The following is a 22,376-nucleotide window of genomic DNA, read 5'->3' as shown; positions in this document are numbered from 1 at the left end:
CTTTCTGGGAGGCCGCGATGGCTCTTTTGAACTTCAAGAAACGTGAAGCCCCGGGCGCACGCACCGTGAACCCGCAGGTCGAGGCGCTGCTGGACGGGTATTCCATCGAGGTGATGCCGCGCACCGCCGAGAAGGTGGACAATTTCCGCGACCTGCTGCCCGAGGGCACGCGCGTCTACATCGCGCATATCGAAGGCACGCCGATCGAGGACATGGTGGTGACCGCCAAGCGCGTGGCCGCAGAGGGCTACAAGGTGATGCCGCACTTCCCGGCGCGGATCATCAAGGACCGGGCGACGCTGGAAGACTGGATCGCGCGCTACCAGGGCGAGGCGGGCGTCGACCAGGCGCTGGTGCTGGCCGGTGGCGTGACCGAGCCGCATGGCGATTTCGACAGCTCGATGCAGTTGCTGGAATCGGGCGCGTTCGACCGCGCGGGCTTCAAGCGGCTGCACGTGGCGGGCCACCCCGAGGGCAACAAGGACATCGACCCCGATGGCGGGCGCAGGAACGTCGACGACGCGATGCAGTGGAAACAGAAGTTTTCCGAGCGGACCGACGCCGAGATGGCGCTGGCCACGCAGTTCGCGTTCGACGCCGACCCGATCATCAAGTGGGCCAACGACCTGTCGGCCGCCGGTATCACCCTGCCCATCCATATCGGCATCGCCGGGCCTGCCAAACTGCAGACGCTGATCAAGTTCGCCATTGCCTGTGGCGTGGGCCCGTCGCTGAAGGTGCTGCAGAAGCGCGCGATGGATGTGTCGAAGCTGCTCTTGCCCTACGAGCCGACCGACGTGCTGACCAAGCTGGCGGCGCACAAGGCGGCCAACCCGGATTTCAACATCACCAACGTGCACTTCTTCCCGCTGGGCGGCATCAAGACCAACGCCGAGTGGGCGATCGAAAACGGCGGCGCCTCGACCGTGCCCGCCGCGAAACAAGGATAAGTCATGACGCGTACCATCGTCGAAAGCAAAACCAAGACCGCCATCATCGGGTTCGACCAGCCGTTCTGCGTGATCGGTGAGCGGATCAACCCGACCGGCCGCAAGAAACTGGCCGCCGAGCTGGAAGCGGGCGATTTCTCGACCGTGGAGGCAGACGCCATCGCGCAGGTCGCGGCGGGCGCGACGGTCCTGGATATCAACGCGGGCGTTGTCTACAACTCGAACCCCGATCCCAACCAGACCGAGCCGCCGCTGATGCGCAAGGTCGTGGAATTGGTGCAGGGGCTGGTGGATGTGCCGCTGTGCATCGACAGCTCGGTGCCCGGCGCGCTGGAGGCGGGGCTTGAGACCTGCGAGGGCCGCCCGCTGTTGAACTCGGTCACCGGCGAGGAAGAGCGGCTGGAGCTGGTTCTGCCGCTGGTCAAGAAATACAACGTGCCGGTGGTGGCGATTTCCAACGACGACACGGGCATTTCGGAAGACCCCGACGTGCGCTTTGCCGTGGCCAAGAAGATCGTGGAACGGGCCGCCGATTTCGGTATCCCGGCGCATGACATCGTGGTCGACCCGCTGGTCATGCCGATCGGCGCCATGGGTACCGCCGGTCAGCAGGTCTTTACGCTTGTCCGCCGCCTGCGCGAGGAACTGGGCGTGAACACCACCTGCGGTGCGTCCAACATCAGCTTTGGCCTGCCGAACCGGCACGGGATCAACAACGCGTTTCTGCCTATGGCGATGGGCGCGGGCATGACCAGCGCGATCATGAACCCGATCGCCCTGCCCGTTAAGGAAGCCGACAAGGCCGCCAAGCGGGCCGAGGCCGAGGCGGCGGGGATCATCATCCCCGAGGATATGGATGACGAAACATTCTGCCAGCTGTTCGGTCTGGGCAGCACGAAGCCACGCGCGGGCAAGGAGATGGAGGCCATCCGCGCCGCCAACTTCCTGACCAACAACGACCCGCATGGCGGCGAGTGGATCAAGTTCAACAAGGCCCCGCCGAAAGCCGGCGAAGAAGAGGCCGGACGTGGCGGACGCGGTGGACGGCGCCGTCGCCGGGCCTGAACACCCGGACAGTGAAATCTGGAAAGCCCCGGTCTTGCGCCGGGGCTTTTTCATTGTGCGAGGGGGGGGGTGAGCGGGCTTCTGACATGCCCGAAATCCTGCTAGCTCTTAGTCGAAAAACGGAGCCGCAAATGGCCGGTTCGGACGCGTAATTATATTTGTCTTGAATTTTGGTGTGTGGGATGCCAGCCTACCAGTACGGGTAAAAGGACAGCGCGTACGAGGAGGTTCGCGCTGCCTCAATTTGCCCTGACAACAAGAGTATCGCCCGACGCGTGTCACGGACCACCCGAGCGGCCTCAGGGCGCATCGGGCCGGGGTCCTGCGGAGGGCTTGCACGATGTCTGGGAGGACAAGAGTTGAGTGACATTTCAATACCAGCGGGAGGCAAGGATACCGCCGCAAGCGGATCCGATGCCGTGCCAGGCGAAACGATCTACCTTGATGCGCCGGGAACGACGCTGAAGGACACCTGGAAGAACGCAGGCCCGGGCATCGCCGCCGCGATGACGGGCATCGGGGCGAGCCATATCATGCACGGTCCGACCGCCGGCGCGCAGTACGGGTACGCCCTGCTGTGGATCATCCCGGCGGCCTATATCCTGAAATACTGCTGCTTCGAATTCGCGCACCGCTACACTATGGTGAAGGGCGAAAGCATCATGAACGCCTATGGCCGGGTCGGCCAGTGGCCGTTCTGGTATCTTGGCTTCCAGTCGCTGGCCAACACCTTTGGCATTGCCGGGCGGGCCCTGGGCTGCGGTGCGCTGCTTTGGGCCGCGTTTCCGTTCATGTCGCTGGAAATGTGGTCGATGTCCGTCCTGTTGATCAGCGTCGCGATCCTGTGGCTGGGCAAGTACGAGGTGTTCGAAGGCGTGGTGAAGGTGGCGATCATCGTCTTCGCGCTGTCGTCCTTCATCGCCTTCGCGCTGCAGGCACCGCCCCCGGGCGAGTACCTGTCGCGGCTGCTGCCGAGCCTTCCGCCGGCCGGGGCCATGATCCTGTTCGGGGCGATGTTCGGGTATTTTCCGACCACGACCGAGGTTTCGGCGATGCAGTCCAACTGGGCCGTCGACAAGAAAAGCGGCATGGTCTACGTCAAGGAGATGCGCGCCAAGGGCCACAAGGTCGAAGTGCATCCCGACTACATGAAGAACTCGATGATCCTCTATCGGCGCGACATGAACGTGTCCTACATCGTCGCGGCGCTGACCGGCATGGTGTTCCTGATCGTGGGTGCCGTCGTGCTGAACCCGATCGGGCTGGTTCCCGCGGGGCGTGAAATGGGCGTGACCATCGCGCGCATCTATACCGACACGTTCGGCGCTTGGGTTTTCCCGGTCATTATCGCGGGCGGTATCGCGGCGCTCTTTTCGACCGTGTTCACCTATTTCGACGGTCAGGCGCGGGTGTTCGAGGAATGCTGTGTGCGGCTGAAGACAAGCTGGGACACGCCGGGAACGCGCAAGCTGATCAACCGCGGGTTTCAGGTGTTGTGGGTCATCGGGGGGGCCGCGGTGATGTTCGGATTGCCGAAGCCGATCCTGGTGGTGCAGCTTGCCTCGATCCTGGCGCTGGTCTTCTCGCCGGTCATCTACTGGCTGACGATCAAGGCGATCACCGACGGGTTCCAGACACCCGAGGAGCGCGAGCACATGCCCGGTCGCTTCATGATGGGACTGGCCTGGGCCGGGACAATCGGCCTGACCCTGGTGTCGATCTACGTGCTGTACATGATGGCGACGGCCTAGCGCGCCCTGACCTTGTACGAAAAGGCCGCGCCACGGGATACCGTGGCGCGGCTTTTTTCATGGGCGGGCCGGATGCGGCGCGCTGCCCCCTGCCCCCGGCCCCGGTCGCCCGTGTCGCCGCGTCAGACGATCAGCACCGGCACGGGCGAGAGATACGTGACCTTCTGCGAGACGCTGCCGAGAAGGTAGCCTTCCATCGAGCCCATGCCGCGCCGGCCGATCACGATCAGGTCGATGCCGTGTTCCTCGACGAACTTGACGATGTTGCGCGCGGTCGGGCCGGCCATGACGAAGGCGCGGACATCGGTCTTGCCGGCGTCCTGCGCGCGTTTCTTGGCGGTGCCGACGACCTCTTCGGCGTGGCTGCGCATGGCGTCGTCCATGTTGCCCGGATCGTCGGGGCGGACCATGGAGAGCGACGCCTCGAGCATCGAATGGTGGCGATAGACAGTCAGGATCGTCAGCGCGGCCCCGCCGCAAAGCGCAGCCATCTCGATGGCCCTGTCCACGGCCAGCTCGGAATTGGGCGACCCGTCGAAGGGCACCAGGATGGATTTGTACATGTCTCTCCTCCGGTTACTTGTCGAAGGCCAGGTCCCGCAGGAACAGGGCGATCTGGGGGAAGAAGATCAGCAGCACGGCGACCGACAACAGGATGAAGATGAAGGGCGGCGTGCCGCGGATCACCTCCATGTACGGACGCTTGAAGACTGCTATGGCGGTGAAGATGTCACAGCCGAAGGGCGGCGTTGCCGAGCCGATGGCGACCTGAAGCGTGATGATCGTGCCGACCAGCACCGGGTCGAGGCCGACGGAATCGACCACCGGCGCGAAGATCGGGACCAGGACCAGGATCACCACGATCGGGTCGACGAACATGCAGCCGATGAAGAAGGCGATGGAGATGACGAAAAGCACGCCGATCTGGCCCATCTCGTCGATGCCGATGCCGCCGAGGATTTCCTGCGGGATCTGGGCGAAGGAAATGACCCATGAGAACGCGGCGCCGACGCCCACGAGGATGAACACCACAGCGGTGATGAGGCCGGTGGACTTGGCGGTTTCGTAGACGCCCTTGAGGTCCATTTCGCGGAAGATGATGACTTCGAGCACCAGTGCGTAGAGCACGCAGGCGGCCGCCGCCTCGGTCGGGCTGAAGATGCCGCCGTAGATGCCGCCGATGATGATCACCGGGAAACCCAGCGGCCAGAGCGCCTTGCGCCCGGCGCTGAAACGTTCGCCCCAGCTGTACTTCGGTTCGGTCGGCACGTTGTGGCGGACCGCGTAGATCCAGGCGTAGACCGAGAACAGGAACAGGATCAGCAGGCCCGGCCCGATGCCGGCGATGAAAAGCTCGGCGATGGAGGTGTTGGAAACGACGCCATAGATGATCATGCCGATGGAGGGCGGGATCAGGAAGGCGATGTCCGACGCGTTGACGATGAGCGCGAGGATGAAGCTGTCGTTGTAGCCCGCCTTCTGCATCCGGGGGCGCAGCGGCGAGCCGACGGCCACGACGGTGGCCTGGGTTGAACCGGAGACCGCGCCGAACATGGTGCAGGCGGCGGCGGTGGACACCGCAAGCCCGCCCTTCAGGTGCCCCACGAAGGCCATGACAAGGTCGATCAGGCGGTTGGCGGATTGTCCGCGCGTCATGATATCGGCGGCGAAGATAAACATCGGCACGGCGATCAGGGACGCGGGCCGAATGCCGGCCATGATCTGCTGGATCATGGTTTCAAGCTGACCGAAGCCGCCGAACATGGTGTAGAACCCGACGAAGGCGGCGACGATCAGCGGGATCATCATCGGAAAGCCCAGGAGCAGAAGGACGACCATGATGGAAAAGATGGTAAGGGCCATCGCTCAGACCTCCTTCTCGGTGTCGTCATACCCTTCGAGCACGGCGGTCGAGAGGTAGATATCCTTGTCGATGATGTTCTTGATGGCGGTCAGCAGGTATTGCACCCCGGTCATGAAGAAGCCGATGGGCACCCAGACGAGGGTGATCCAAACCGGGATCTGAAGCGAGGGCAGGACGCGGCCCCTGCCCGACTGTGTGAGGATGTAGCCGTAGGCGTAATAGGCCAGGCCGAACATGAAAACGGCGGTGACCAGCGTGATTACGATCATCATCAGCTTGCGCGCCTTGGGCGGCATGGTGTCGTAGATCGCGGACATGCGGATATGCCGACCATGGCGGGCGGCATAGCTGATCCCGGCGAAGGTGATCAGGATGATCAGGATGCGGTTGAGTTCTTCGGAAAAGAAGATGCTGTTCTGAAAGACGAAGCGCCCGACCACGTTGGCGATGGTATTGGCCGCCATCAGGAGCACGCCGACGGCGAGCATCACCGCCTCGATCTTGCTGATGAGAATGTCGATGGTGCCGAGAATTCCGGGCAGCGTGGAGACGTATTCTCCCGTGGGTTCGTCGTCCAGCCCCGTAGTGTCGGTCTGCGACTGGATCTGCGAGCCGTGTTCGTCTGACATAGCCTGTCCCCGCGTTCAGTGGTTCCGGTCGCGGCCGCGCCCCGCAAGGCACGGCCGCCGCACGGCTGTTGTTATTATTGGACGGCTTCCAGATCGGCCTTGAGCTGATCGAGGATCTTCTTGCCGCCATCGCCGGTCATTTCGAGGAAGGTCTCCTCGACCGAGGCGCCGGCCTCGACGAAGGGCTGGCGTTCTTCCTCGCTGAGGGTGTTGACCTGCATCGAGGGCTTGGCTTCCTTGATCTTCTCGATGCTCTCTTCGTGCAGGCCCTTCTGGTAGTCGATGATGTGGTCGAAGGCGACGTCGATCGCGTTCTGGATCACCGTCTGGTCCTCTTCCGACAGGCCATCATAGAAATCCTTGTTGGCCATCACGGCGGTGGTGAAGTTGTTGTGGCCGGCACAGGTGATGACCTCGGTCACCTCGTACATCTTGGTCGACTCGATGAAGAACATCGGGTTTTCCTGGCCCTGGATGATGCCGGTCTGAAGCGCGCCGTAGACCTCGCCCCACGGCAGCGGCGTGGGAGTGGCGCCAAACGCCTTGTAGCTTTCCACCAGCAGCGGATTGGTCATGACGCGAAACTTGACCTGGTCGAGGTCGGGCGGCCCGGTGACGGGTTCCTGCGTGGTCATGCAGACTTCGCCTTCGGGGAACATGGTCAACAGCTCCAGCCCCTGCTCGGCGTAAAGCTCGGGGAACATTTCGTTGATGGCCTTGGAGGTGCGGAAGAACTCGCCCAGCTTCTCGGTGTCCTGCGGCAGCAGGTACGGCACGAAGAAGACCTGCGCCTCGGGGATCAGCGAGCCGGTGAAACCGGGGCTTTGATCGACGAATTGCAGGATGCCGGTCTGGGCCTGCTCCATCGTGTCGGCGGATTCACCCAGCGTGCCGTAGGGGAAGAGCTGGATGGTGTGGTCGGAATTGGCCTCGACCTCTTCCTTGAACTTCTGGGCATAGACGCCCTGGACCTCGTCGAGCGCTTCTTCGAAAGCGTAGCGCCAGGTCTCGGCGTTCGCAGTACTTGCGCTCAATGCCATGCCCGCGGCGACCGCGGCGGCAAAGGACGTGGGCAAAAATCTAGCCATTTCAAATCTCCCATTTCTTTCGTGACTGACCCTAGGCTGAGGGGCCGAAGTTAAGCTGTCAATGAACTTATCCGGCGCGACCGAGGTTGCGCGACGCGGTGGCGGGACTTTGGAGGTGTTGAATTTACTCAATAAAATCAAGCCAATGCCTGTGCACTGACCATGGGCTGCAGCGCCGAAAACCATGCCGAAAAATCAGGCGGCTTTTCTGTGAGAACCTGTACGAGCAACGCGAAAAACGTTCTCAAAGGCATGATTTTCGCACGGAACCGGGCACAGGCGGCCGGTCAGCCGCCGCCCAAAACGCGTGCCGACATCCGGTTTGCCACGCTGCGTTTCCAAGGGATCCGATGCCGTCCGGCGCTTGGCGGATCGGTGGGGCGTGCCGGTCGTCCGGGCGCCCCACCCTGCCCTTCAGGTCAGCTGTTGAGCCACCAGCGTTCCATGTAGCGTTCGCCGTCGAGATCCCAGTTGGTGGCCAGTTGTTCGGGCATTCCGACATCGTCGCCCACGCCGAAGACGTAGGATGCGAACATCGGGATGGCCGAGCCGCCCTGTTCGTTCAGGATTTTCTGCATCTCGAAATACATGTCGCGGCGCTTGGCCTCGTCGAGTTCGGCGCGCGCCTCGACCAGAAGCTTGTCGAACCGCTCGTTCGACCAGTGGGATTCGTTCCACGACACGCCGGTCTGGTAGGTGGTCGAGAACATCTGGTCCTCCACAGGACGGCCGCTCCAGTAGCTGGTGATGAAGGGCGATTTCATCCAGTGATCGGCCCAGAAGCCGTCATTGGGCTGGCGGTTGACCTTGAGGTCGATGCCCGCCCCCTTGGCGGAGTTCTGGATCAGGATGGCCGCGTCGACCGCCCCGGCAAAGGCCGCTTCGGAGGCCATGATTTCCAGCTGGATCGAATCCATGCCGGCCTCCTTGAGGTGGAACTTGGCGCGGTCGGGATCGTAGGTGCGCTGTTCCAGCTCGTCGTTGTAGAAGCGCTGGCCCGAGCCGATGGGGTGGTCGTTGCCGACTTCGCCGTAGCCGAAGAGGATCTTGTCCACCAGTTCCTGCCGATCGATGGCGTATTTCACCGCGAGGCGGATGTTGTTGTCGGTATAGGGATCGACGTCGCAGAGCATCGGCAGGGAATAGTGCAGCGTGCCGGTGGTGGTTTTCAGGTTCACGCCGGGGCGGCGGCCCAGAAGTGCCGCGGTCTTGAGGTCGACCCGGTCGATCACGTGGACGTCGCCCGACACCAGCGCCGAGGTGCGCGCGTTCTGGTCGATGATCGACAGCACCTCGACGGTGTCGAAGAAGGCCACGTCGTCGGACCAGTGGTTGGCGTGGCGCGAAAGCTGCGAGCTGACGCCGGCATCGTAATTGTCGAGCACGTAGGAGCCGCAGCCGATGTAATCCTGCCAGTTCATGGTGCCGTCGTCATTGGCGGGCATCACCGGCAGGTGGTAGTCGGTCATGATGAAGGGAAAGTCGGCATTGCCGGATTCCAGTTCGACCACCACGACGAGATCGCCATCGGCCTTGAGGTCGACCACGGGCGCGACCAGCGGGCCGGCGGCGGAGGTGTTGCCCTCGCCGCGATGGTGGTTGATCGAGGCCACGACATCGCTGGCCTTGACGGTGCGGCCATTGTGGAATTCCAGACCGTCGCGCAGCTTGAACGTCCAGGTCTTGGCGTCCGGCGAAGATTCCCAGCTTTCGGCGAGCGACGGTTCCAGGCCGCCGTCAGTGCCGATCTGCGTCAGGTAGCCCTGGTAGCCGCCGAGCGAGAGACCGATGGTGTAGCCGTTCTCGATCACGCCGGGATCGAGCTTGTCGGTGGTGGCGCCGTGGCCGCGGGCGACGCGGAAATGTCCGCCCTTTTTCGGCGTCTGGGCGTGGACCATGTCGGCGGTCAGCGACAGCGCCGAGACGGTGGCGCCGGCGGCCAGGCCCTGTTGCATGAAGCGGCGGCGCGAGATCCGTCGCGTGCGCAGGTCGCGCGTCAGTTTGTCGAGGAAATCCATTCTCTTCTCCTTGTTGGACCGGCCTTTTTGGCAGCCGTTTTTTATGTTTCCGGGGGGACGTAATGCACGTGATGCGCCTCCCCCATGGCGCAGCTTAGCGAGTCTTTTCACGATCTGTCTCGTGGATGTTGGGAGGATGCGCGGTTTCCCCCGCCGGGTGGCACTTTTTTGAGCGTCCTGGTCGCCCCTGCGGCGGTGCAATCGGATGGTCGGGCGGCGACAAGTGGGCGGTATGCACGCGTGGGTTGTCACCCACCCTACGTGGCGGTGGCGCCGGTCAGGCGACGGCGGTGCGCACGCCCTCGGTCTGGAAGAGCCAGCCCGGTCCCCAGCCGCGCGCATCAGTCCCGGCGCGGCCCAGAACGTGCCACAGCAGCGCCTGGTTGGAGCTGATGACCGGCAGGCCAATCTCGGATTCCAGCGTGTCGATCACCCCGAAGGTGCGCAGGTTGGTGCAGGAGGTGAAGATGGCCTGCACGCCCGCCGCCTTGGCGGCCTCTGTCACAGCGGCGTGGGTGGAGGATTCGGTGATGCGGGCGACGCGGCGGTCGTCGGTTTCGCCGAAGCTGAGGTTGTGCACCACCTCGATGCCGCGCGATTCGAGGAATGTGCGCATGGGGGCGATCACCTGGGCCGAATATGGCGTGACCATCGCGATGCGTGAGGCGTTGAGGGCGCGCAGACCGGCCACCACGGCGCTGATCGGGTTGGTGACCGGCACGCCGGGATGGGCCAGCTGCACCTGTCCCTCGACCAGGTCGGGCCCCATCAACGCCGAGGCGGAGGTGCAGCCGTAGCCCACCGCATTCAGCTCGCCCGGCAGAAGGGCTGCGGAGGCGGCCATGCGTTCCTGCATGGACAGCAGGTTTGCGGGGCTGACCTCGTTGTCGGAAAAGATGCGGGTGTGATGCACGCCCACGTCGCGGCCCGCAAGAACGTGGCGCGCCTCGGTTTCCAGCGTCTCGTCGGTGCTGAGGACCACGAGGCCGATACGGGTGCCGATGCCGGTGTCCAGGTCGTATTTCATCGCGAGCTTCCGTCCGGCCAGCTGACAGTGCCGCCTGCCACCGCCGCCGCGACGCCGGTTGTCGCGGGGCAGGATGTGGGCAGGCCGCGCAAGACGCGCACGGCGAGATGGCCGAAGGCTTGGGCTTCGAGCATGTCACCGTCGAGGCCCACGGCCTCGACCGGGTCGACCACGGCGTCGAGGGCGGCGCGCAGCATGGCCATCATGACAGGGTTCTTGCGCCCGCCGCCGCAAACCAGCAGGCGTTCGGGCGGGGATGGGCAATGTTCCATTGCTTGCAGCACCGCCGCCGCGCTCATCGCCGTAAGGGTGGCGGCGGCGTCGGCGTCGGAGAGTTCGTGCACGAGGGTGTAGAGATCGGAGAACGCGTCGCGGTCGAGGCTTTTCGGGGGGATCTTGCGAAAATACGGCTCGTCGAGGAAAAGCTCGAGCGCGCCTTGGGCCACGGTGCCTTGCAGCGCGAGTGCGCCGTCGCGGTCGCAAGGCTGGTTCCGGCGCTGCATCACGAGGTCGTTGATGGGCGCGTTGGCCGGGCCCGTATCAAAAGCCAGAAGCGCGCCGTCCTGATCGGGGCGGTCGCGGCTGGGGTCGATCCAGGTGATGTTGCCCACGCCGCCGAGGTTGAGGAACGCGAGCGGGCGGTCGGCGCCCATCCATTTGGCGCAGGCGAAGTGGAAGAACGGGGCGAGCGGCGCGCCCTCGCCGCCAAGGCGCACGTCCGCGCTGCGAAAATCCCAGATGACCGGCAGGCCGAGATGCATGGCCAGCGCCTCGCCATCGCCCAACTGGTGCGTGCCGCGGCCCTGCGGTTCGTGCGCGAGGGTCTGGCCATGGAAGCCGACGATCTGCGCGCCCTCAAAGCGCGACAGGACGTCGACATGGGCCTGTTGAACGAGGGGCAAGACCTCCTGCCCCACCTCATCGGGCCACTTGCCCAGGGCGTCGCGCAAAACGGCCTCTTCCGTGGCAGAATATTCGCGATAGGCGCTGTCGCCGAAGGCAAAAATCGTCTCGCCGTCGGTCTGGACCATGGCGGCATCGACCCCGTCGAGAGAGGTGCCCGACATCGCCCCCAATGCCCAGACAGGGCCGCTCTTCAAACCGGCCTTCAACATGGCCTTTTCCTTCGCCTGAACCATCCCTATACATGCCGCGCAAAACCAGCTGGGACAAGCGATATGACCTACCACGCCAAATCGGATTTCATGGCCACGATGATCGAGCGCGGCTTTCTGGCCGACTGCACCGATTACCAGGGGCTGGACGAGGCCCTGAGCGCGGGCGTGGTGCCGACCTATATCGGTTATGACGCCACGGCGCAGTCGCTGCATGTGGGGCACCTGCTGAACATCATGATGCTGCGCTGGTTGCAGAAGACGGGGCACAAGCCGATCACGCTGATGGGCGGCGGGACCACGAAGGTGGGCGATCCGAGTTTCCGGTCGGACGAGCGGCCCTTGCTGGGGCCCGAGCAGATCGAGAGCAATATCAACGGGATGCAGCAGGTGTTTGCGCGGTACCTGGCCTATGGCGACGAGCCGACCGATGCGCTGATGCTGAACAACGCGGAGTGGCTGGACGGGTTGAATTACCTGGAGTTCCTGCGCGATATCGGGCGGCATTTTTCCGTCAACCGGATGCTGTCCTTCGAATCCGTCAAGTCGCGGCTGGACCGGGAGCAGTCGCTGTCGTTCCTCGAGTTCAACTACATGATCCTGCAGGCCTACGACTTCCTGGAGCTGAACCGGCGCTATGGCTGCCTGTTGCAGATGGGCGGGTCGGACCAGTGGGGCAATATCGTCAACGGGATCGACCTGACGCGGCGGGTGCTGGACCATGAGATCTACGGCCTGACCTCGCCCCTGCTGGAAACCGCAGATGGGCGCAAGATGGGCAAGTCGGCGGACGGCGCGGTGTGGTTGAATGCCGACATGCGGTCGCCCTACGAGTTCTGGCAGTTCTGGCGGAACACGATGGATGCCGATGTGGGCCGGTTCCTGAAGCTTTATACCGAGCTGCCGGTGGACGAGTGCGAGCGCCTGGGCGCGCTGGCGGGGGCGGAGATCAACGAAGCCAAGGTCATACTGGCGAACGAGGTCACCACCCTCTTGCACGGGGCGCAGGCGGCGGAAAACGCCGAGGCCACGGCGCGGGAAGTGTTCGAGAAAGGCGGCGTTGGGGACGATTTGCCGACACTGGAGTTGTCGGCGGCAGAGGTGGGCGACGGGATTTCCATTGTGCAGCTGATCGTGAAATCGGGGCTGGCGGGCTCGGGCAAGGAGGCCAAGCGCCTGATTGCCGAGAACGGCGCCAGGCTGGACGACCAGCCGCTGACCGACGCGGGCCTGATGGTGGATGCGCAGGCATTGGCCAGCCCGATCAAACTGTCGGCGGGCAAGAAGCGGCACGCGCTGGTGAAGATCGCCGGGTAAGGCCTTGGCGCCCCGGAATTTTTGAAAAATTCCGGGGCGTTTTATTTTTCGGAAAACGGGGCCGTTCGGGGCTCAGGGTTTTATCATCACCTTGCCGGCCCGACCGGGCGTCAGCGAGGCGGTGACGGCGTCAGTGATCCGGTCGAGGCTGAAGCTTTCGTCCGTTGCCAGGGGCAGTTTGCCTTGCATGGCGAGTGTCACCAGTTCTTTCATCAGGCTTTCGCGGCGGTCGGGGTCCATCTCGGACCCGACGCGCGCGCCCCAGAAGCCCTTGACCGTGATCTGCTTCATGATGAGAAGCCCCGAGGACAGCGGCATCGGCTCGCCCGTGGCGGTGCCAAATACGATCAGTTCGCCGTCGCTGGACAGGACATCGACAAGATGTGCCGCGATGTCGCCGCCGACGGAGTCGATGGCGGACACCAGTTTGCCGTCGCCGACCGTCTGGCGCATCCGGTCGGTCCAGTCGTCATCGGCCGTCGAGATGACGTTGGTCGTGCCGGCATCGCGCAGGCCCTGTGCGGCCTCTTCGCGGCGCACGAGGTTGACGAGGTTGATGCCACGTTCGGCTGCCAGAACCGCCATGATGCGGCCCACCGCGCCGTTGGCGGCGGTCTGGACGATCCAGTCGCCCTTGTCGGCTTTCAGGCTGTCGAGCAGGGAGATGGCCGAGAACGGCATGGCGATAAGCTGGGCGCCCTGCTCGTCGGATATCTGCTCGGGCAAGGGCATGAGGCCGTTCGCCGGGGCGAGGAAATGCTCGGCCCAAGTGCCGTGGACGCCCGCGACGGCGACGCGCTGGCCGGTGAGACTGTCATCGACGCCCGCGCCCACGGCATCGACGATGCCCGCCGCTTCGGAGCCGCCGATGGCGCCCGGCAGCGAAGGCTTGTAGCCGTAGGTGCCGCGTACCGTCCAGAGGTCGTGGTTGTGTATGGGCGACAGCAGGGTCCTGATGCGCACCTGCCCCTCGCCCGGTTCGGGCATGTCCGTATCGGTGGCGTAGAGGACCTTTTCCGGGTCGCCGAACGTGTCGTGGAGGGCGGCTTTCATTGGGATCGACCTTTCTTTTCGAGTGTGCGGCCGGACTGCGGGCCTGTTCCCGGCGGAACGGGTGGCGATGGGTTTTGTTCCTGCGCCGCCGTGCTGCCGTGGCGGCAGCGGTTCCCTTACATGGAAACGTCGCTTGCGCTGCGGGCAGTATATCCATAATTCTCGATATATGGATAAGCCCGCCGCCCTTTCCGCCCTTCAGGCGCTGTCGCAGGACACGCGTCTGGACGTGTTTCGCCTGTTGATGCGCGCCGGCCCCGAGGGCATGGCGGCGGGTGAGATCGCGGAACGCTGCGCGGTGCGGCAGAACACCATGTCGGCCCATCTGTCGATCCTGTCGCAAGCCGGGCTGATCCGGGCGGCGCGGGAGGGTCGATCGGTGCGCTATAGGGCCGAGATCGAGGGAATCCGCGGGCTGCTGGGGTTCCTGATGGAGGATTGTTGCGGCGGGAATCCGGCGCAATGCCAGTCGCTTATCGACGAGATTTCACTCAAGTGCTGACCAGGGCAGAACCGGAAGAGAGGCAAGCATGACGGACAGAGCCGACACCGCGCAGGACAACGGACTTGGCGTGTTCGAACGCTATCTGAGCGTCTGGATCGCGCTGGCCATCGTGCTGGGCATCACGCTGGGCGTCGTGGCGCCGGGGCTGGTGGAGGCGGTCGCGGCGGCGGAAGTCGCGCAGATCAACCTGGTGGTGGCGGTGCTGATCTGGGCGATGATCTATCCGATGATGATCGGCGTGGACCTGAGCACCATCCCGGCGGTGGCGAAACAGCCAAAGGGTCTGGTGATCACGCTGGTGGTCAACTGGCTGATCAAGCCCTTCACCATGGCGCTGCTGGCGGTTCTGTTCTTCGACTACGTCTTTGCGCCCTGGATCGCGCCGGAGGATGCGGCGCAGTATATCGCGGGGCTGATCCTGCTGGGGGCGGCGCCCTGCACCGCGATGGTGTTCGTGTGGTCGCAGCTGACCCGCGGTGACGAGACCTATACGCTGGTGCAGGTGTCGGTGAACGACCTGATCATGGTGGTGGCCTTTGCGCCCATCGTGGCGGTGCTGCTGGGTGTGACGGACATCACCGTGCCTTGGCAGACGCTGGTGACGGCAACGGTGCTTTACGTGGTGCTGCCGCTGGTGGCGGGGCTGGTGACGCGGCGGATGCTGGGCTCGGAAACCGCCATCGAGGCGTTCACGGCGCGGGTGAAGCCGTGGTCGATCATCGGGCTGATCGCGACGGTGGTGATCCTGTTCGGCTTGCAGGGCAGCATCATCCTGGCGAACCCCTTCGTGATCGCGCTGATCGCAGTGCCGATCCTGATCCAGAGCTACGGGATTTTCGCGCTGGCCTATGGCGCGGCCTACGTGATGCGCGTGCCGCACCGGGTGGCGGCGCCCTGCGCGATGATCGGGACCTCGAATTTCTTCGAACTGGCGGTGGCTGTGGCGATCAGCCTGTTTGGTCTCAACTCGGGCGCGGCGCTGGCCACGGTGGTGGGCGTGCTGGTGGAGGTGCCGGTGATGCTGTCGCTGGTGGCCTTCGCCAACCGGACACGGGCGCGGTTTCCTGGGCACTCGGCTGAACGGGAGGGCGCGCGATGACGGACGAGTTGCCGAACCTGAAGGCGGGCGCCCTGCCCGATATCGACGAAGGCAAGCTGTTCCCGGCGGAACGCGCCGCCCATGTACCGCGTGTGCTGCTGCTTTATGGCAGCTTGCGGGAGCGGTCGTTCTCGCGCCTCTTGAGCGAGGAAGCGGCGCGGGTGTTGCGCCATCTTGGCGCGGAAACGCGGACGTATGATCCGCACGGGTTGCCCCTGCCGGACGATGCGGAGGCGAGCCATCCGAAAGTGGCCGAACTGCGCGAACTGGTGATGTGGTCCGAAGCCATGGTCTGGGTCAGTCCCGAGCGGCATGGCGCGATGACCGGCGTGATGAAGAGCATGATCGACTGGATACCGCTGGCCCCTATCGGAGGAATCCGGCCCACGCAGGGCAAGGTGCTGGCCGTGGCGCAGGTGAGCGGCGGCAGCCAGAGCTTCAACGCGGTGAACCAGATGCGGATCCTGGGGCGCTGGATGCGGATGCTGACGATCCCGAACCAGTCTTCGGTGCCGAAAGCCTGGGACGCGTTCGACGAGGCCGACCGGATGAAGCCGGGGCCGCTCTATGACCGGGTGGTGGACGTGATGGAAGAATTGGTGAAATTCACGGTGCTGACGCGCGGACAGGCGGGCTACCTGACGGATCGCTACAGCGAGCGGGTGGAGACGTTGGAGGAGCTGTCGGCGCGGGTGAACGCGGCAAAGGCGATCGGGACGGAGTGACCCGTGCGGCGCGTGGGTTTTCACCCACCCTACGCGTATGGCGCGCCGGTCCGAGGGCGCGGTCAGCGGGCGGCGAGCGCGTCGTCGAGAACCTTGCGGACCTCGGTCATGTCCACGTCTTCCGCCACGAAGGCGTCGCCGATGCCACGGGCGAGGACGAAGCGCAGCTTACCGTCGACCACTTTCTTGTCTTGGCCCATGAGGTCGAGCAGCCCATCCGCATCTGGCAAATCGCCTTGGATATCAGACAGATCGACCTTCATCTTCATGTCGCGCAGGTGGGCGCGGACGCGGCTGGGATCCTCCTGCGAGCACAGGCCGAGGCGGCTGGACAGCTCGAACGCCAGGGCGCAGCCGATGGCGACGCCTTCGCCGTGCAGCAGCCGGTCGCCATAGCCGGTGGCAGCCTCGAGCGCGTGGCAGAATGTGTGGCCCAGGTTCAGAAGCGCCCTGCGGCCATGTTCCTTTTCGTCATCGATGACGATCTCGGCCTTCATCTCGACCGAGCGCTTGACGGCCGCGATGCGCGCCGGCATGTCGCCTTCGGCAACGCCGGGGCCGTGAGTTTCCAGCCAGTCGAAAAACGCGGCGTCCCCGAGCAGGCCGTACTTTACGACCTCTCCATAACCCGCGAGGAAATCACGGTTTTTCAGCGATCCGAGGACGTCCGTATCGGCCAGGACTAGGCTGGGCTGATGGAACGCGCCGATCAGGTTCTTGCCCTGGGGCGCGTTGATCCCGGTCTTGCCGCCCACCGAGCTGTCGACCTGCGCCAGAAGGCTGGTGGGGACCTGCACGAACCGCACGCCCCGGCGAAGGACGGAGGCGGCAAACCCCACGAGGTCACCGATGACACCGCCGCCGAGCGCGATCACGACATCGCTGCGCTCGACTTTCTCGGACAGGAGCCATTCGACGCAGCGCTCGAATTGCGGCCAGCTCTTGGTGGCCTCGCCGGGGGGCAGCGCTAGCGCGGTGCTGTCGATGCCGCCCGCCCGCAACCCCGCCTGCAGGGTGGCGAGGTGCAGCGCGCCCACGGCCTCGTCCGTCACAATGACCACGCGGGGACGGCGCAGGAGCGGCGCGACGAGCGCCCCGGCCTGCCCGAGAAGCCCCGGGCCGATATGGATGTCGTAGGCGCGGTCGCCGAGGCCCACGTGAACGAGTTCGGTCATGTCGTCTGCTCCAGTACGTCCGGGCGTTGCTGCAGCGCGTCGCGGACCTTCGTGGCCATCTGGTCGATCGTGTAGGACGCATGGGCGGGCACGGCAAGATCGGCCATTTCGTAATACGGCAGCCGCGCCTCGTAGAGATCCTCCAACGTCCTGTAAGGATCAGCCGTGCGCAGCAAGGGCCTGGTATCCTTGTGTTTTACGCGGTTCCACAGAAGCCGGAGATCGGCCTTGAGCCAGACCGACACGCCCTTGGCCCGGATCAGGTCGCGGTTGCGCTCGGACAGGAACGCGCCGCCGCCGGCGGACAGGATGCCGCGCTGGCTGTCGAGCAGGCGGTCGATGACCTGCGTTTCGCGGTCGCGGAAGAACGCCTCGCCGTCGCGGGCGAAAATCTCGGAGATCTTCATGTTGGCCGCGGCCTCTATCTCGACGTCCGAATCAAGGAAAGGGACATCAAGAATGGCTGCCAAAGCCTTGCCCACAGCCGTTTTTCCAGCCCCCATCATCCCCACCAGCACAACGGTTTTCTTCAACTGCCAACGCTCCCCGGCGGCCACTGTCGGCGCTCCTATGCCAATCGTAACTTTTCGTGCACTGAATGACGTGATCTTGATGAAATTGCCAGTTATAAAGTGGTAAAAGACGGCAATAAACGGGCAGGCACTTCATGTTCAGACTGATCAAATGGCTGATCTACCTTGGCATTCTGGCGTTCCTCGCGCTGGTGGGCTATGCCTATCTCGGACCATTTTTCGGGGCGGATTTCTCGCCCGACCGGGAAGAAATTCGACAGGAAATCATACTTGAAGACTCTTGATACCGTTGTCTTTTCCATCGCCTTCGCGGCCCCCGCCCTGGCGCAGGAGCCGCTGGGGGCCATCGACTGGCTGAACGACCCGGCACCGATCAGCGTGGCGAGACCCCTGGAAGCGCCGTTGCAGCCCCCGCCCGAGAGCGATGTGGAGGGCGCCGTGGTGCCGGACGTGGACGTGATGCCACTGGACGGCGCTCGGCCCGATGCGGCGGGGCTTTTGCCGGGCAGCACCACCGGGCTGCCGCCGAACCTGTGGGCCGGCAGCAGCACCGACACGCTGATCTCGCTGTTCTCGCGGCTGCCGTCCGATCCGCTGCCGGCGATCCAGGCGCTTTACTATACCCTGTTGCTGGCCGAGGCAGAGGCGCCCGCCGACGCAGGCGCGGAGGCGCGGTTCCTGCGGGCGAGGCTAGGCGCGCTGCGCAAGATGGGCGCGGTCGAGCCGGCGCTGGCGCTGGTGCAGCAGGCGGGCCCCTACGATGCCGATCTGTTCGACCAGTGGTTCGACCTGGCGCTGCTGAGCGGCACCGAGAACGAAGCCTGTTCCGCCCTGACGCAGGAACCCGAATTGTCGGACCGATACGATGCGCGGATCTATTGCGGGGCGCGCACGGGGGACTGGCAGACCGCCGCGCTGACCTACGAGACGGCGACCGCGCTGGGTGTGCTGGATGCCCCGAGCGAACGCCTGCTGGCGCATTTCCTGGACCCCGAAACGATCGACGCGGACACCACGCTGGCGCCGGCCGCGACCATGACGCCGCTGCTCTACCGCCTGTACGAGGCGGCCGGAACGCCCCTGCCGACGCGAAACCTGCCGCGCGAGTTCGCCGTGGCCGACATGCGCGGGCTGACCGGGCTGAAGGCCGAGATCGAAGCCGCAGAGCGGCTGACCCGCACCGGCGCCCTGCCCGCCAATCGCCTGCTGGGACTTTACACCGATCAGAGCCCGGCGGCGTCGGGCGGGGTGTGGGAACGCGTGGCGGGTGTGCAGGACCTGGAACAGGCGATCCTCGACACCGACGCGCAAGCCGTGGGCGAGATCCTGCCCGACCTGTGGCGCGACATGAAGCGCGAGGGCCTGGGCGTGGCGTTTGCGACGCTCTTTGCCCAGTCGCTGTCGACGCTGGATCTGCAGGGCCGCGGGCGCGAGGCGGCCTTCGAGGTGGCGCTGTTGTCGCAGGATTACGAGTCGCTGGCGCCGAAACTTGCCACGAACGATGCGCGCGGGCGCTTCCTGGTGGGACTGGCCCAGGGCACGCCCGACGCCGACCTGGCCAGCGAGACGCCGCAGATCGCGATTGCAGAGGCGTTTGCCGCCAATGCGGCCCATCCCGACCATGCCGACATGCTGGAGGCCGGGCGGCTGGGACAGGCGATCCTGACGGCGGCGCTGCAACTGGACGGCGCCGGACCGAACCAGGCCAGCGACATCGTGGCGGGCCTGTCGACGCTGCGGGCTGTGGGGCTGGAGGACACCGCGCGCAAGGCGGCGTTGCAGATCCTGCTGCTGAAGGCGGGCACGTGAGCACGCGGCACTGGCTGGCGAATTTCCTCGACGCCCAGGCGGCCGAGGCTGGGGCGGCCCGCAATACCTTGCAGGCCTATGCCCGGGACCTGACGGATTTCACCGAGTGGCTGGCGCGTGGCGGCAAGGATGCGGCGCGCGCGGCGCAGGCGGATATCGAGGATTACCTGGTGCATTGCGACGCGCAGGGACTGGCGCGGTCGACGCGGGCGCGGCGACTGTCGGCAATCCGGCAATTCTATCGCTTTGCCTTCGACGAGGGGCTGCGCGAGGACAACCCGGCGATCCAGATCCGCGGCCCGGGCCGCGACAAGCGTCTGCCCAAGACGCTGGAGCTGGGCGACGTGGACCGCCTGCTGGAGGCCGCGCGGCAGACCGGGCGGAACAAGGCCGACCGGGTCCGCAACGCCTGCCTGATGGAACTGCTTTATGCCACGGGTATGCGGGTGAGCGAACTGGTGTCGTTGCCGGTGGCATCCTGCCGGGGCGACCCGCAGATGCTGCTGGTGCGCGGCAAGGGCGGCAAGGAACGGCTGGTGCCGATGTCGCCCCCGGCCCGCGCGGCGCTGGACGCCTGGCTGACGGTGCGCGATGCGGCGGAAGAGGCGGCGAAGGCGAAGGGCAAGCCAGCCTCGGCCTTTCTTTTTCCGTCGAGCGGCAAGGCGGGTCACATCACGCGCAACCGTTTTTTCCTGCTGGTCAAGGATTTCGCCGTGGCGGCGGGGATCAGCCCCGAGCGGGTGTCGCCGCACATCCTGCGTCATGCCTTCGCGACGCATCTGCTGGCCGGCGGCGCCGATTTGCGGACGATCCAGACGCTCCTGGGTCATGCCGATGTGGGAACGACCGAGATCTATACCCATGTGCTGCAAGACCGGCTGCGCGACCTGGTGTTCGACGCGCACCCGCTGGCGCAGGAGGCGCGCAAGGCGGCGGGCGGCAGGTCGACGGACGGCGACTGACCGATTGCAGGCGCGATGTCCCGGGCTCGGGACCGGACGGAAGCCCTGCCACCTGGCGTCGGCCGGCAGACCGTGCAGGTGCGATGCGCCAGCCGGTCTCGTCGCCCGGCAGGGCCTGGGTCCGTCGAATCCCCCTTCACGGGTCCTGCGCCCCCAAATCTGCAAGTTTCCGCGCCAGTTTCCTTGAATGCCCCGCCTGCACGCCCCATAACCCCTGCAACGCATAACGTGACTTTTGGACAATGGACCCCGTTTCGCCAACCTTTGACACCGCCTTCTGGATCTCTGCCGGTGCGATCCTTCTGCTTCTGGTTCTGTCCGCCTGCTTTTCGGGGAGTGAAACCGCGCTGACCGCCGCGTCGCGCGGCAAGCTGCGGGCGCGGGCCGACAAGGGATCGAAAGGCGCCGAACGGGCGCTACAGATCACCGAGGACAACGAGCGGCTGATCGGCTCGGTCCTTCTGGGCAACAACCTGGTGAACATCCTGGCGACGTCGCTGGCGACCGCCCTCTTCACCCGCGCCTTCGGCGAGAGCGGCGTGGCGCTGGCGACGCTGGTGATGACGTTCCTGGTGCTGATCTTTGCCGAGGTTCTGCCCAAGACCTATGCGATCACCAATGCCGAGGCGGCGGCCTCGCACGCGGCCCCGGTGATCCGCTGGGTGATCGTGATCTTTTCGCCGGTGGTGTCGGCGGTCCGCCTGCTGGTGCGCGGCGTGCTGCGGGTGTTCGGGGTGAAGACCGACCCCGACAGCCAGATCCTGGCGGTGCGCGAGGAAATCGCGGGAGCGCTGTACCTCGGGCATTCCGAGGGCGTGGTCGAGAAAGAGGACCGCGACCGGATCCTTGGCGCGCTGGACCTGGGCGACCGGGCGGTCGAGGAGATCATGTTGCACCGCAGCCAGATCGAGATGATCGACGCGGCGCTGGAACCCGAGGCGATCCTGGACCAGTGCCTGAAATCCAACCACACGCGGCTGCCGATCTATCGAGACGATCCGGACAACATCATCGGGATCGTCCATGCCAAGGACCTGCTGCGCGCCATGCACACGCTGGCGCTGAAGGCCGAGGGCGCGCGCGGGGCGCTGGCGACGTTCGACATCTGCGACGTGGCGATGGAGCCCTATTTCGTGCCCGAGACCACCACGCTGGACGACCAGATGCGCCAGTTCCTGCGGATGCGCAGCCATTTCGCGCTGGTGGTGGACGAGTATGGCGACCTTCAGGGGCTGATCACGCTGGAGGATATCCTGGAAGAGATCGTGGGCGAGATCACCGACGAGTTCGACCCCGATGGCGACCACCCGGTGGGGCGCAGCGACGACGGCCAGTTCCTGGTGGACGGCGGCACGACGATCCGCGACCTGAACCGGGCAACGGACTGGACCTTGCCGGACGATCAGGCCAACACCGTGGCGGGCCTGGTGATCTACGAGGCGCAGATCATCCCCGAGGTGGGACAGGTGTTCAATTTCCACGGCTTCCGTTTCGAGGTGGTGGAGAAGGAGGACAACCGGCTGACCAAGTTGAAGGTGCGGAAGTTGTAAGGCGCGGTGGGTGCGCGTGGGTTTTCACCCACCCTACGGCGGCATCGAGGTTCCGGGTCGGGTTTGCGCGGAGTGAGGGCGAAGCGGTGGGGTGGAACCCCACCCTACGGCAGCTGAACAGGTCCCGACGCGGTGTCGCGC

Annotated in this window: 21 protein-coding genes; 11 read left to right on the top strand and 10 right to left on the bottom strand. The window is 65.1% G+C overall.

The window, feature by feature from the left end; all coding sequences use genetic code 11:
* Positions 1-17 precede the first annotated feature (17 nt).
* From FIU85_RS00305 to FIU85_RS00295, 3 genes are all read left to right on the top strand, one after another.
* On the top strand, positions 18-950 hold the full coding sequence (locus FIU85_RS00305; protein WP_152492595.1) for a methylenetetrahydrofolate reductase: 933 nt from the start codon (positions 18-20) through the stop codon (positions 948-950).
* Positions 951-953: 3 nt separating this feature from the next.
* Positions 954-2,015 carry a methyltetrahydrofolate cobalamin methyltransferase gene (locus FIU85_RS00300; RefSeq protein ID WP_152495445.1) on the top strand — a complete coding sequence of 354 codons (1,062 nt, stop codon included), beginning with the start codon at positions 954-956 and terminating at the stop codon, positions 2,013-2,015.
* 419 nt (positions 2,016-2,434) lie between these two features.
* Positions 2,435-3,766 carry an Nramp family divalent metal transporter gene (locus FIU85_RS00295; RefSeq protein WP_216647015.1) on the top strand — a complete coding sequence of 444 codons (1,332 nt, stop codon included), beginning with the start codon at positions 2,435-2,437 and terminating at the stop codon, positions 3,764-3,766.
* A gap of 122 nt (positions 3,767-3,888) precedes the next feature.
* Here the strand turns inward: FIU85_RS00295 and FIU85_RS00290 are convergent, their stop codons facing one another.
* The 7 genes from FIU85_RS00290 to FIU85_RS00260 all read right to left on the bottom strand — a co-directional run bounded on the left by FIU85_RS00290 (position 3,889) and on the right by FIU85_RS00260 (position 11,507).
* Complete coding sequence (locus tag FIU85_RS00290; RefSeq protein ID WP_152495444.1) at positions 3,889-4,329, bottom strand: universal stress protein; 441 nt, start codon at positions 4,327-4,329, stop codon at positions 3,889-3,891.
* A 13-nt stretch (positions 4,330-4,342) separates the two neighbouring features.
* Positions 4,343-5,629 carry a TRAP transporter large permease gene (locus FIU85_RS00285; protein WP_152495443.1) on the bottom strand — a complete coding sequence of 429 codons (1,287 nt, stop codon included), beginning with the start codon at positions 5,627-5,629 and terminating at the stop codon, positions 4,343-4,345.
* A 3-nt stretch (positions 5,630-5,632) separates the two neighbouring features.
* The gene (locus FIU85_RS00280; protein ID WP_152492599.1) at positions 5,633-6,259 is read right to left on the bottom strand and encodes a TRAP transporter small permease; all 627 of its coding nucleotides are present in this window, start codon (positions 6,257-6,259) and stop codon (positions 5,633-5,635) included.
* Positions 6,260-6,333: 74 nt separating this feature from the next.
* On the bottom strand, positions 6,334-7,347 hold the full coding sequence (gene dctP / locus FIU85_RS00275; RefSeq protein WP_152492600.1) for a TRAP transporter substrate-binding protein DctP: 1,014 nt from the start codon (positions 7,345-7,347) through the stop codon (positions 6,334-6,336).
* Positions 7,348-7,766: 419 nt separating this feature from the next.
* The gene (locus FIU85_RS00270; RefSeq protein WP_152495442.1) at positions 7,767-9,365 is read right to left on the bottom strand and encodes an ABC transporter substrate-binding protein; all 1,599 of its coding nucleotides are present in this window, start codon (positions 9,363-9,365) and stop codon (positions 7,767-7,769) included.
* A gap of 277 nt (positions 9,366-9,642) precedes the next feature.
* Positions 9,643-10,392, bottom strand: coding sequence for an aspartate/glutamate racemase family protein (locus tag FIU85_RS00265; protein WP_152495441.1), 750 nt, complete (start codon positions 10,390-10,392; stop codon positions 9,643-9,645).
* Positions 10,389-11,507 carry an anhydro-N-acetylmuramic acid kinase gene (locus FIU85_RS00260; protein ID WP_152495440.1) on the bottom strand — a complete coding sequence of 373 codons (1,119 nt, stop codon included), beginning with the start codon at positions 11,505-11,507 and terminating at the stop codon, positions 10,389-10,391. The genes FIU85_RS00265 and FIU85_RS00260 overlap by 4 nt, the downstream gene beginning before the upstream one ends.
* 63 nt (positions 11,508-11,570) lie before the next feature.
* On the opposite strand from FIU85_RS00260, the gene tyrS reads away from it, so the two are divergent.
* On the top strand, positions 11,571-12,824 hold the full coding sequence (gene tyrS / locus FIU85_RS00255; RefSeq protein ID WP_152492604.1) for a tyrosine--tRNA ligase: 1,254 nt from the start codon (positions 11,571-11,573) through the stop codon (positions 12,822-12,824).
* 72 nt (positions 12,825-12,896) lie between these two features.
* Here the strand turns inward: tyrS and FIU85_RS00250 are convergent, their stop codons facing one another.
* On the bottom strand, positions 12,897-13,877 hold the full coding sequence (locus tag FIU85_RS00250; protein ID WP_152495439.1) for a zinc-binding dehydrogenase: 981 nt from the start codon (positions 13,875-13,877) through the stop codon (positions 12,897-12,899).
* A 169-nt stretch (positions 13,878-14,046) separates the two neighbouring features.
* Between FIU85_RS00250 and FIU85_RS00245 the strand changes: the two genes are divergently transcribed.
* Genes FIU85_RS00245 through arsH form a run of 3 tightly spaced genes read left to right on the top strand, consistent with a single transcriptional unit; the run spans position 14,047 to position 16,206 of the window.
* Entirely contained in the window at positions 14,047-14,379 is a 333-nt protein-coding gene (locus FIU85_RS00245; RefSeq protein ID WP_152492606.1) for a helix-turn-helix transcriptional regulator, read from the top strand.
* A 28-nt stretch (positions 14,380-14,407) separates the two neighbouring features.
* Positions 14,408-15,481: an ACR3 family arsenite efflux transporter gene (gene arsB / locus FIU85_RS00240; protein ID WP_152495438.1), complete on the top strand. Its 1,074-nt coding sequence runs from the start codon at positions 14,408-14,410 to the stop codon at positions 15,479-15,481.
* Positions 15,478-16,206, top strand: coding sequence for an arsenical resistance protein ArsH (gene arsH, locus FIU85_RS00235; protein ID WP_152495437.1), 729 nt, complete (start codon positions 15,478-15,480; stop codon positions 16,204-16,206). Before arsB ends, arsH begins: the two co-directional genes overlap by 4 nt.
* A gap of 62 nt (positions 16,207-16,268) precedes the next feature.
* Here arsH and aroB read toward each other — a convergent pair whose 3' ends face one another.
* Together aroB and FIU85_RS00225 are read right to left on the bottom strand one after the other, a co-directional pair.
* Positions 16,269-17,381 carry a 3-dehydroquinate synthase gene (gene aroB / locus FIU85_RS00230; RefSeq protein ID WP_152495436.1) on the bottom strand — a complete coding sequence of 371 codons (1,113 nt, stop codon included), beginning with the start codon at positions 17,379-17,381 and terminating at the stop codon, positions 16,269-16,271.
* A complete protein-coding gene (locus FIU85_RS00225; protein WP_254703071.1) occupies positions 17,378-17,887 on the bottom strand; it encodes a shikimate kinase in 510 nt (169 codons plus the stop codon). The genes aroB and FIU85_RS00225 overlap by 4 nt, the downstream gene beginning before the upstream one ends.
* A gap of 161 nt (positions 17,888-18,048) precedes the next feature.
* Here FIU85_RS00225 and FIU85_RS21840 point away from each other — a divergent pair, with 161 nt between their 5' ends.
* From FIU85_RS21840 to FIU85_RS00210, 4 genes are all read left to right on the top strand, one after another.
* Positions 18,049-18,198, top strand: coding sequence for a hypothetical protein (locus FIU85_RS21840; protein ID WP_172978087.1), 150 nt, complete (start codon positions 18,049-18,051; stop codon positions 18,196-18,198).
* Complete coding sequence (locus tag FIU85_RS00220; RefSeq protein WP_152495434.1) at positions 18,185-19,723, top strand: hypothetical protein; 1,539 nt, start codon at positions 18,185-18,187, stop codon at positions 19,721-19,723. Before FIU85_RS21840 ends, FIU85_RS00220 begins: the two co-directional genes overlap by 14 nt.
* Positions 19,720-20,685, top strand: coding sequence for a site-specific tyrosine recombinase XerD (locus FIU85_RS00215; RefSeq protein WP_152492612.1), 966 nt, complete (start codon positions 19,720-19,722; stop codon positions 20,683-20,685). Before FIU85_RS00220 ends, FIU85_RS00215 begins: the two co-directional genes overlap by 4 nt.
* A 242-nt stretch (positions 20,686-20,927) precedes the next feature.
* On the top strand, positions 20,928-22,235 hold the full coding sequence (locus tag FIU85_RS00210) for an HlyC/CorC family transporter (protein ID WP_152495433.1): 1,308 nt from the start codon (positions 20,928-20,930) through the stop codon (positions 22,233-22,235).
* Positions 22,236-22,376: the final 141 nt, after the last annotated feature.

The sequence above is a fragment of the Roseovarius sp. THAF8 genome (genome assembly GCF_009363735.1).
Lineage (GTDB): Bacteria > Pseudomonadota > Alphaproteobacteria > Rhodobacterales > Rhodobacteraceae > Roseovarius.
The sequence above is the reverse complement of the archived record's forward strand: the minus strand, read 5'-3'. Positions and strand labels throughout refer to the sequence as shown.